The sequence below is a fragment of the Cellulomonas sp. A375-1 genome (assembly GCF_001040865.1).
Lineage (GTDB): Bacteria > Actinomycetota > Actinomycetes > Actinomycetales > Cellulomonadaceae > Cellulomonas > Cellulomonas gelida.
Genome location: NZ_LFKW01000104.1, coordinates 1 through 5,681, shown reverse-complemented (window position 1 = coordinate 5,681; position 5,681 = coordinate 1). Strand labels below are relative to the sequence as shown.

Here is a 5,681-nt window from a genome sequence, read left to right as displayed (position 1 = left end):
GGCCGCGGGTCACGGCCCGGGCGGCGGGCGGGTCAGCGCCGCGGTGCTGTGCCGCAAGCGGTCGCAGTTCGGCGCGCTGCGCCGGGCGCTGCGGGCCCAGGGGCTCCCGGTCGAGGTCGTCGGGCTCGGCGGGCTGCTGTCGACGCCGGAGGTCGTGGACGTGGTGGCGGCTCTGCAGGCGGCGTACGACCCGTTGCGCGGCGACGCGCTCGTGCGGCTCGTCACCGGGGCGCGCACCCGCCTCGGGGCGTCCGACCTGCACGCGCTCGCGGCGTGGGCCGCCGAGCTCGCGGGGCAGCGTTCGGGCCGGGCACCGGGCGTGGAGGTCGACGTGATCGACGAGCGCAGCATCGTCGACGCGCTCGACGACCTCCCTCGCCCGGGATGGCACAGCGTGGACGGCCGCTCGCTGAGCGATGCCGGCCGCGCCCGGCTCGGCGAGCTCGCGGCGCTGCTGCGCACGCTGCGCGCGCACGCGTACCTCGCGGTGCCGGACCTGGTGGCCGAGGCCGAGCGCCTGCTGGACCTCGACATCGAGGTCGCGGCGCGCGCGAGAGTGGGTGTGGGCCGCGCGCGAGCGCACCTGGACGCGTTCCGCGACGTGGCGGTCGACTTCGCCCGCTCGGTCGACGCGCCGACCCTCGGTGGCTTCCTGTCCTGGCTCGAGGCCGCCGACGCCCGCGAGAACGGTCTCGAGATGCCGGTCACCGAGCCGGATGCGGACGCGGTCCAGCTCATCACCATCCACGCGGCCAAGGGCCTCGAGTGGGACGTCGTGGCGGTCGCGGGGCTCGTCGACGGCGTGCTGCCCGCAACCGCGACTCAGGGCAAGGAGGGCCCGAAGGACTCGGCGTGGCTCGTCGGCCTGGGCGAGCTGCCCTACCCGCTGCGCGGCGACGTCGACGACCTGCCCCAGCTCGCCTACGCGGGAGCGGAGAGCCCGAAGGAGCTCGAGGAGCGCCGCAAGCAGTTCCTGCGCGACGCGGGCGAGCACGAGGTCGCCGAGGAGCGCCGCCTCGCCTACGTGGCGCTGACGCGCGCGAAGAGCCGCCTGCTGCTGACCGGTGCGTGGTGGGGTGACGGCAAGACCGTGCGACGACCCTCGACGTTCCTCCTCGAGCTCGCCGAGGCGGGCCTCGTCGACACCGAGGGGTGGGCGGGGGAGCCCGCCGCGGGCGAGGCCAACCCGGCCGCGAGCCAGGTGGTGACGGGCGTCTGGCCGGCTGACCCGTTCGCGCTGGAGGACGGCCCTGGCCGGCGGCCCGCGGTCGAACAGGCCGCGGGGTGGGTGCGCGCGGCGCTCGCCGACGCGCGTGGGGAGTCGGCGGGCGACGAGCGGTCCCCGTGGGAGACCCTGGCCCGCACGTTGCTCGACGAGCAGCGCGCCGCGCGCCAGTCGTCGGGAGTGGTCGAGCTCCCCTCGCACCTGTCGGCGTCCGCGCTCGTGCGGCTCGGCGCTGACGCGGGCGAGTTCGCGCGCGGGCTGCGCCGGCCGGTCCCGCCCGAGCCGTCCGGCCGCGCGCGGCTCGGCACGCGGTTCCACGCATGGGTCGAGGGCTACTTCGGCGCGGCCACGCTCGTCGACCTCGACGCTCTCCCGGGGGCGGAGGACGACGACCTGGACGGTCCCGACGACGTCGACGTCGACGAGGCGCGCCTGCGCGCTGCGTTCCTCGCCTCGCCGTGGGCGGACCGCCGACCGCTGGAGATCGAGGCCGACGTCGAGACGCACGTGGCGGGGTACGTGCTGCGCTCGCGGATCGACGCGGTCTTCCCGGCGGCAGTGGGCGACCCGGTCGATCAGGGCGGCGTCGTCGTCGTGGACTGGAAGACGGGCGCTCCGCCGCGCGACGAGGCGACGCGCGCGGCGCGGGAGCTGCAGCTCGCCGTGTACCGACTCGCGTGGTCACGCCGGTCGGGGACGCCGCTCGACCGGGTCGCCGCCGCGTTCCACTACGTCGCGAGCGGCGAGACCGTGTGGCCCGCGCGCCTGCTCGGCGAGCGCGAGATCGCCGACCTGCTCGTCGCGGTCACGGAACCGGCCTGACGCCTCGCATCACGGCCCTGGGCCGGCCGCATGCGTGAGGCGGGGCCACCTGTGACCGGGACTCACCCGTGAGGCGGGCGCAGCAGTGACGTGGGCTCAGGCGTACGACGAGACCGCGGCGACCGGGGCGGTGGGTGCCTCGTCGTGCCAGATGTTCTCGGCCGGCGTCGTGCGCGTGTGCTCGTCGAGGTCCTCGAGCATGGCCACGGCGTCCGCGACGACGTCCTCGTTGCCTGCCCGCACGCCGTACAGCAGCCACCGTGCCAGCGCGAGCTCACCCGCGAGCAGAGCGCGCTCGGTCAGGTGCGGGTCGAGCAGCTCGGTGCGGCGTAGCTGGTACGCCTCGAGGATCGAGTCCGCGGCGTCCGGCGGCGCGGCGACGAGCAGCCACGACAGGTCGTCGGCGGGGTCGGCCACGCTCGCGTCACCCCAGTGCAGGATGCCGCTGACCTCACCGCCGCGCACGAGGATGCGCTCGTTGGTCAGGTCGCCGTGCACCACCGTGGGACGGAACCGCCACAGCGCGACGTCCTCGAGGCGCTCCTCCCACCGGCGCAGCAGCGTGGGTGGGACCTTGCCGGTGCGGGCGGCCTCGTCGACCTCGGCCTGCCGCCGCCGGCGGTACTCGCCCGCGTCGTAGACCGGCAGGCCGGCGTTCTCGACGACGTTCGTCGGCAGCTCGTGGACCGCGGCGATCGCTCGCCCCAGCGACGCGCACAGGCCCGGGCCCGGCTCGAGGTCGGCCACGTCGAGCGTGTGGCCGGGGATCTCGGCGTGCACCGCGGCGCGGCCGCCCTCGGGCAGGTGCGCGAAGCCGACGGGCGCGGGCACCGCGAACGGGAGGGTGCCGTCGTGCACGGCGCGGTCCAGGCCGGCGAGGAGCTCGACCTCGGCCTCGAGCGCGGCGCCTGCGGCGGCGTGCACGGGGGCCCGCACGACCCAGCGTCCGCGGGCGGCGTCCACGACGACCGCGATGTCGAAGTCGGTTCCGGGGTGCGCGGGTCGCCGGACGTCGAAGGCGTCCAGGCCCGGCACGGCCACCGTGGCCAGGGCGGCGAGGGCGAGCGGGGAACGAGGCACGTGCTCAGCGTAGGCGGCGCGCGGCGCGGACACGTGCACACGCCGCGGCGTGTCCGTCCCATTCGTCCTGACTTGATGACCGCGCGGCCGAGGTCGTCGGTGCCTTGAGGTCACGGCGTCGCCGGGCGGACCCGGAGGCCGCGCGCGGTGCGTGGGCGCCACGGACGCGCGGCGGCCCCGACGGGGCGACGGACGCCGCGCGAGGAGGGAGCGGCGCACGCGTACGGTGGCGCGGTGAGGTCGGACGAGCTGCCCCTGTCCCGTGCGGTCGTCGACCGCGGCGCGCACCTGCGCGACGAGCACCACCTGGCCGCGTTCCTGGCCGCCAGCACGACGCGCGTGGTGCTGGTGCGCGAGGGCCGTGTCCCCGTGGACGGCACGGGTGCGCTCGTCCTGAGCACGGTCGCCGACGCGCGTGCGACCTCCGGACGCACGGACGAGGACCCCTGGCTGCTCCTGGGCGTCGACGACGAGATCGCCTACCTGGGCCTGCGGGTCGCGGGCAGCCCGGACGAGACCACGGACCTGCCGCGCGAGGGCAGCCCGGCCGATCGCCTGGTCCACGCGACGACCGCATCGACGCACGCCGCGTCCTCGCGGTCCGACGAGCAGCACGCGCACCACGCGCCGCCCGCCGCGCGTGAGGCGGTGCGCTGGGCGTCGCCCCGCGAGATCGGCGCGGCGCTCCCGGCGCGCGACGCGGGGCTCGTCACGACCGCGGTGGCGCTCGACGCGTGGCACGAGCGGCACCCGCGCTGCCCGCGCTGCGGCGGCCCGACCCGCGTGACGCAGGCCGGCTGGGTCCGGGCCTGCACGGTCGACGGCTCGGAGCACTACCCGCGCACGGACCCGGCGGTGATCATGGCGGTCCTCGACGCCGACGACCGGCTGCTCCTCGGGCACGCGCGCGCCTGGGCCCCGGCGCGGTACTCGACGCTCGCGGGGTTCGTGGAACCGGGGGAGGCGCTCGAGCACGCGGTGCGCCGCGAGGTCGCCGAGGAGACGGGCGTCGTCGTCGGCGACGTGACGTACGCCGGGAGCCAGCCGTGGCCGTTCCCCGCGTCGCTCATGGTCGCGTTCGTCGGCCGCGCGCTGACCACCGACGTGCAGGTGGACGGCGTCGAGGTCGAGCTCGCGCGCTGGTTCACGCGCGACGAGCTCGCGCGCGCGATCGTCGACGGCCACGTCATCCCGCCGTCGTCCTCGTCGATCGCGCGGGCGTTGATCGAGGACTGGTTCGGCGGTCCGCTGCCGCACACGACGGCGACGTTCTGACGGTCGCGGACGACAGTCCCCCGTCGTCCGCCACCTCGGCTGCGGCCTCGCCCGCGACCCGCGGGCTCAGGACAGGCGGCTGCGGACCTCGACGAGCGAGGGGTTCGTCGCCGCCGAGCCGTCCGGGAACAGGACGGTCGGCACGGTCTGGTTGCCGTCGTTGAGGGAGGCGACGAGGTCGGCCGCGTCCGGGTGCTGCTCGATGTCGACCTCGGTGTAGCCGATCCCGGCCGAGTCCAGCTGCGTCTTGAGCCGGCGGCAGTACCCGCACCAGGTGGTCGAGTACATCGTGATCGTGCCGGGGGCGGGCAGGGCCTGGGTGGTCATGGGTCCTCGTCGTTCCTCGTCGGGTGGGTCGTCAGGAGGGTGGTGCCGGACACCGTCCACCCGTGCCAACCACGGACGCCCCCGGGGGATTCCGCGGCCTGTGCGTGAGCGCGGCGACGTGTGGGCGACGCCTGCGAGACTGTGCGGCGATGTCCCCCGACGACCTGCTCACCGCGCTCGATCCCGAGCAGCGTGCCGTGGCGACCGCGCTGCGCGGTCCGGTGTGCGTGCTCGCGGGCGCGGGCACGGGCAAGACGCGCGCGATCACGCACCGCATCGCCTACGGCATCCGCACGGGCGTGTATCGCGCCGACCATGTCCTCGCCGTGACGTTCACGGCGCGTGCGGCGGGTGAGATGCGCACGCGGCTGCGCTCGCTCGGCGCGTCGGGCGTCCAGGCACGCACCTTCCACGCCGCGGCGCTGCGCCAGCTCACGTTCTTCTGGCCCAAGGTCGTCGGCGGCGCGCCCCCGCGGCTGGTCGAGGCGAAGGCGCAGGTGGTCGCCGAGGCTGCGCGCAGGGTCGGCCTGCCCGCGGACCGCACGGGCGTACGGGACCTCGCCAGCGAGATCGAGTGGGCCAAGGTCAGCCTCGTCGTGCCCGACGAGTACGCGGTGGCGGCCGCCGCGGTCGACCGGCCGGTCCCGGGCGGGCACGACGCCGCCGCGGTCGCGCGCCTGATGACCGCGTACGAGCAGGTCAAGGACGAGCGCGGCGTCATCGACTTCGAGGACGTGCTGCTGCTGCTCGCGGCGATGCTGGCCGAGCGGCACGACGTGGCGCGCGAGGTGCACGGCCAGTACCGGCACTTCGTCGTCGACGAGTACCAGGACGTGAGCCCGCTGCAGCAGTACCTGCTCGACCAGTGGCTCGGCGGGCGTCAGGAGCTGTGCGTCGTCGGCGACCCGTCGCAGACCATCTACTCGTTCGCCGGCGCGACCCCGCACCACCT

The 5,681-nt window shown here is 76.0% G+C and carries 5 protein-coding genes; 3 read left to right on the top strand and 2 right to left on the bottom strand.

The genetic code is table 11. The features are described 5' to 3' along the window. Positions 1 to 2,047, top strand: a 2,047-nt coding sequence (locus CWIS_RS11085) for an ATP-dependent DNA helicase (protein ID WP_048343359.1), incomplete at its 5' end; no start/stop codon positions are given. Positions 2,048 to 2,143: 96 nt separating this feature from the next. On the opposite strand, the gene CWIS_RS11080 is transcribed toward CWIS_RS11085, so the two are convergent. Next, positions 2,144 to 3,127, bottom strand: a complete 984-nt coding sequence (locus CWIS_RS11080) for a phosphotransferase (protein WP_048343361.1) — start codon at positions 3,125 to 3,127, stop codon at positions 2,144 to 2,146. 234 nt (positions 3,128 to 3,361) lie between these two features. Between CWIS_RS11080 and nudC the strand changes: the two genes are divergently transcribed. Beyond that, positions 3,362 to 4,402: an NAD(+) diphosphatase gene (gene nudC / locus CWIS_RS11075; protein ID WP_048343360.1), complete on the top strand. Its 1,041-nt coding sequence runs from the start codon at positions 3,362 to 3,364 to the stop codon at positions 4,400 to 4,402. A gap of 66 nt (positions 4,403 to 4,468) precedes the next feature. Here nudC and CWIS_RS11070 read toward each other — a convergent pair whose 3' ends face one another. Then, positions 4,469 to 4,729, bottom strand: coding sequence for a mycoredoxin (locus CWIS_RS11070; protein ID WP_048343358.1), 261 nt, complete (start codon positions 4,727 to 4,729; stop codon positions 4,469 to 4,471). Positions 4,730 to 4,878: 149 nt separating this feature from the next. Between CWIS_RS11070 and CWIS_RS11065 the strand changes: the two genes are divergently transcribed. Then, positions 4,879 to 5,681, top strand: an 803-nt coding sequence (locus CWIS_RS11065; protein ID WP_048343357.1) for a UvrD-helicase domain-containing protein, incomplete at its 3' end; no start/stop codon positions are given.

Excerpts from the sequence above, each read along its gene's own strand:
- CWIS_RS11070 (WP_048343358.1), bottom strand. The coding sequence starts at position 4,729 with ATGACCACCCAGGCCCTGCCCGCCCCCGGCACGATCACGATGTACTCG.